Genomic DNA, 4,406 nt, shown 5'->3' with positions numbered 1-4,406 from the left:
CGATAGCGTGCCTTGGCAGTGCATCTGAAGTTATCAGCTGGTGCTTGCCCTTTGACCCAATGCAACTTAATAGCAGTTAAGCTTTGTCTTAATAGTAGTGGGTGATTATGACCTTGAACGGCAATTAATATATTGTTTTCAAGATCTTTTTGTGCAGCAAACCATGGAGTTTCAGGGCGATTTTTAACCCCGCCAATGCCTAAACCTTGACGCTGACCAATGGTGTAATACATCAGACCATCATGTCTGCCGATAACAATACCGTTTTCATCATGAATTTCACCGGGTTGCGCAGGTAAGTATTGGTTTAAAAAAGCTTTGAATTTACGCTCACCAATAAAGCAAATGCCAGTGCTGTCTTTTTTATTATGTGTGATAAGGTTATGTGCTTCAGCAAGTGCGCGAACCTTTGGTTTCTCAAGTTCACCGATTGGGAATAATGCATAGTGTAATTGTTGCTGCCCCAAAGTATAGAGAAAATAGGATTGATCCTTGTTGTGATCTAAGCCTTTTAATAATTGATGCTCTCCATTTGGCAATGTCCTTTTTCTGGCGTAGTGCCCTGTGGCAATATGTGTACCACCCAAATGCTTGGCGTAGTCTAAGAAGGCTTTAAATTTAATTTCTTTGTTGCATAAGATATCAGGGTTTGGTGTGCGCCCAGCCTTGTATTCCTCCAGAAAATACTCAAAGACGTGATCCCAATATTCTGCTGCAAAGTTGATTTTGTTAAAGTCAATGCCAATACTTTGACAAATGCTTTGGGCATCTTTGATATCTTCCTCGGCTGAGCAAAATTCGTCATTGTCATCCTCTTCCCAGTTTTTCATAAAAACGCCTGAGACATCAAAGCCTTGTTCTTTGAGTAATAAGGCTGCAACGGATGAATCAACACCACCGGAGACACCGACAATAATTTTCTGTGACATAAGCTCTAAAATGATCAAAAAATAATGCGGCTATTGTGCCGTGATTTATAAAAATTTGCAAAAATAACTTTTCTCTTGGTAATCATTTGCGTTGATTCAATGCGGAGTAATATTCATTAACAGTGATTGAAACTGGTGCATGAGTGTTGATGATTGACTCATGTCACACCCATGCATTGCGCCCCCACGCAAATCTGATGGAGATTAAAACATAAGCTAATTGAAATGAGTAATAAAAAAACGAAATAGGGGTATTAATGAAAAGAATATCCATCTTCTCATGGGCGAAGTCGAAGGGGAAGACAAAGGTAATAATGGCTTCGACTAACGCTCAGCCAACGGCGCCTATCGTTCCCTGAGCGCAGTCGAAGGGAAAGATAAGATAATAATGGCTTTGACTAATGTTCAGCCAGCGTTTATACGGTAAAGTAGATGAGATATAGGTTTAACTCAAGGCTTGCGCCAAAATGGCTGCTTTATCAGCTTTCTCCCAAGTAAAATCAGTATCTTCGCGACCAAAATGACCATAGGCGGCTGTTTTTTGATAAATAGGACGTAATAAATCAAGTTGGTGTGTGATGGCATACGGACGTAAATCAAAATGCTCAAGAACAAGCTTCTCAATGATGTGATCATCTAATTTGCCTGTGCCAAAGGTATTCACCATAATCGATGTGGGGTTGGCAACACCAATGGCATAAGAAACTTGAATTTCACACTTATCAGCTAAGCCACTAGCAACAATATTCTTAGCAATGTATCTACCCATATAGGCAGCTGAGCGATCAACTTTGGATGGGTCTTTGCCAGAGAATGCGCCACCGCCGTGATGTGCCGCTCCGCCATAGGTGTCAACAATAATCTTGCGTCCCGTTAAGCCGCAATCACCAACAGGTCCTCCAATAACGAATTTACCTGTGGGGTTAACAAAATATTTAGTTTTGTCTGTTACCCATTCTTTCGGTAGAACGGGTAGAATGATTTCCTCAATGACCGCTTCTTCAATGGCTTTTTGTGGAATTTCAGGGGCATGTTGAGTTGAAATAACTACTGTATCAACGGCAACAGGCTTACCATTGACATAGCGCAATGTTACTTGTGATTTAGCGTCAGGACGCAACCATGAAAGCGTTTTATTCTTGCGCAAGAATGCTTGACGCTGCATGAGTTTATGTGCGTAATAAATAGCAGCGGGCATTAGTGTTGGGGTTTCATTGGTGGCAAAGCCAAACATTAACCCCTGATCTCCGGCACCCTGATCTAGAGGGTTAGAGCGATCAACGCCTTGCGCAATCTCAGGTGATTGTTTACCAATGGCGTTTATCACTGCGCAACAGTTGCCATCAAACCCGAGATCATCTTTATCATAACCAATATCAGTGACAACGTTTCTGACGATTTCTTCGATATCAACCCATGCTGAGGTGGTAATCTCGCCGGCAACAAGTGCCATGCCTGTTTTAACCAGTGTTTCACAAGCAACACGTGAGTTTTTATCTTGAATTAAAATAGCATCTAAAACTGCATCAGAAATCTGATCAGCAATCTTATCTGGATGTCCTTCAGAGACAGATTCAGAGGTGAATAAAAAGTCATTTGCCATGAGAGGTTTCCTTTTATGTTTGTTGTGTACAAGCTAAAAGGCTTCTAGAGGAAAAGTCTATAGAAACGCTTTAGCGGTGTTGTTTTATGTCGCCCGCAAGTTGTTTTTAAATCAGCGACAGTGTAATGACAGTTGGTTATGCTAACGTTAACAAAATGTGCTGTCAAAATATTTAGAAAATTTTTTGATTATAGTTTCGTGTTTGCTCAAAACGACTGATCGCATCCTGAGCATAAGTCGAAGCGATGCACTGGGTATCAGTCGAAGTGGGTATGTGCTTACATTAATATCTAGCGTAGGCTTCGACTAACGCTCAGCCAACGGTGTCAATTGTGCCCTGAGCTCAGTCGAAGGGTATTGGAGGAATTTATTTAGCTTGATCAATAATTTCCTGTAACTCACCGTTTTCATGCAATTCAAGAACAATATCGCAACCACCAATGAGTTCGCCATTAACATAAAGTTGTGGAAAAGTTGGCCAGTTAGCATGTTTTGGTAAGGTCGCACGAATATCAGGATTCTCTAAGATGTTAACAAATGCAAAAGGCTTACCACAGGCTTGAATGGCAGCAACAGTATGTGCTGAGAAGCCGCATTGTGGCATTTTAGGTGTGCCTTTCATGTAAAGAAGAATGCTGTTATCAGCAATTTGTGATTTGATCGTTTCGATTACTTTTTCTTCATCAAAATTATGATTTGCATGCATTGTTGTTTCCTTAATGTTGTCTGAACTTGAAAAGATACTGGATTAGTATTATATTGCGCGTACATCATATATCAGTTTCTAAATTTTGGTCAACCAACAAGGAGCAAGAAATGTTTGAATTACCATCGTTACCATACCCTAAAAATGCACTAGCACCCGTGATCTCTGAGGAGACTATTGAGTATCATTATGGCAAGCATCATCAAGCATATGTAACCAACTTAAATAATTTATTAAAAACAGATGAGTTTAAATCTTTTGCCGGTAAATCACTAGAAGATGTGATTTTAACTTCAAAAGGTGGTGTGTTTAATAATGCCGCGCAAATTTGGAATCACACGTTTTATTGGAATTGCTTAACACCAAATGCTAAAGCAAAACCAGAAGGTGCGTTATTGCAAGCGATTGAGAAAAAATTTGGCAGCTTTGATGCCTTTAAAGAAGCGTTTAGCAAAACAGCTGTAACAACCTTTGGCTCTGGCTGGGCGTGGCTTGTGAAAACGAAACAAGGTGAGCTTGAGTTGGTAAGTACTAGTAACGCGGCATGTCCATTAACGGAAGGCCACACGCCACTTCTAACTTGTGATGTATGGGAGCATGCTTACTATATTGATTATCGTAATGCGCGTCCAAAGTATGTTGAAGAGTTCTGGAGTATTATTAATTGGGACTTTGTTGCTGAGCAATTTGCAAAGTAGACAGTAGTAACTTGAGCTTAGTTTAATTCGTATCGTGTTATTCAATTTTGTAATACTTGGCAAAATCATAAAACTTCTATAGAATTGACCGGCTTTTGAACTTTGGAGAATATGTATGGCACGTGTAACAGTTGAAGATTGTTTAGAGAAAATCGATAGTCGCTTTGAATTAATTGTTTTAGCATCAAAAAGAGCACGCTTCCTAAGTCTAAGTGGTCAAGAGCCACGTGTCGACTGGGATAATGATAAGACAACGGTTGTTGCTTTGCGTGAGATTGCTGATGGCAAAATAAACAAAGTAGAAATCCGTGCTGAACAGGAATATTAAAAAGATTAACAAAAATAAAAAATATTGATTTTAGGCGTTGACTTTGATTTTTTTAACCCTATAATCTCATCTCGTTCTCGGGTGCTTAGCTCAGCTGGGAGAGCATCGCCCTTACAAGGCGAGGGTCGGGGGTTCGAACCCC

At 40.1% G+C, this 4,406-nt stretch carries 5 protein-coding genes; 2 read left to right on the top strand and 3 right to left on the bottom strand.

All coding sequences use genetic code 11. The features are described from left to right. The 3 genes from mnmA to grxD form a co-directional block, all read right to left on the bottom strand. On the bottom strand, positions 1-929 hold a 929-nt coding region (gene mnmA, locus ACY10D_RS11710; RefSeq protein ID WP_487000907.1), incomplete at its 3' end, for a tRNA 2-thiouridine(34) synthase MnmA. A 445-nt stretch (positions 930-1,374) separates the two neighbouring features. Next, on the bottom strand, positions 1,375-2,532 hold the full coding sequence (metK, locus tag ACY10D_RS11705) for a methionine adenosyltransferase (protein WP_487000906.1): 1,158 nt from the start codon (positions 2,530-2,532) through the stop codon (positions 1,375-1,377). A gap of 367 nt (positions 2,533-2,899) precedes the next feature. Next, on the bottom strand, positions 2,900-3,238 hold the full coding sequence (gene grxD / locus ACY10D_RS11700; protein ID WP_487000905.1) for a Grx4 family monothiol glutaredoxin: 339 nt from the start codon (positions 3,236-3,238) through the stop codon (positions 2,900-2,902). Positions 3,239-3,348: 110 nt separating this feature from the next. Between grxD and ACY10D_RS11695 the strand changes: the two genes are divergently transcribed. Both ACY10D_RS11695 and rpoZ read left to right on the top strand, forming a co-directional pair. Then, on the top strand, positions 3,349-3,936 hold the full coding sequence (locus ACY10D_RS11695; protein WP_487000904.1) for a superoxide dismutase: 588 nt from the start codon (positions 3,349-3,351) through the stop codon (positions 3,934-3,936). Between the two features lie 115 nt (positions 3,937-4,051). Continuing rightward, complete coding sequence (gene rpoZ / locus ACY10D_RS11690) at positions 4,052-4,264, top strand: DNA-directed RNA polymerase subunit omega (RefSeq protein ID WP_117002188.1); 213 nt, start codon at positions 4,052-4,054, stop codon at positions 4,262-4,264. Positions 4,265-4,406 lie beyond the last annotated feature (142 nt).

This window comes from Cysteiniphilum sp. (genome assembly GCF_057495195.1).
This window is presented reverse-complemented; position numbering and strand designations above follow the sequence as displayed.

What these genes read in the sequence shown, in the direction of transcription:
- metK (WP_487000906.1), bottom strand. Translation starts at nt 2,532, where the DNA reads ATGGCAAATGACTTTTTATTCACCTCTGAATCTGTCTCTGAAGGACAT.
- grxD (WP_487000905.1), bottom strand. Translation starts at nt 3,238, where the DNA reads ATGCATGCAAATCATAATTTTGATGAAGAAAAAGTAATCGAAACGATC.
- ACY10D_RS11695 (WP_487000904.1), top strand. Translation starts at nt 3,349, where the DNA reads ATGTTTGAATTACCATCGTTACCATACCCTAAAAATGCACTAGCACCC.
- rpoZ (WP_117002188.1), top strand. Translation starts at nt 4,052, where the DNA reads ATGGCACGTGTAACAGTTGAAGATTGTTTAGAGAAAATCGATAGTCGC.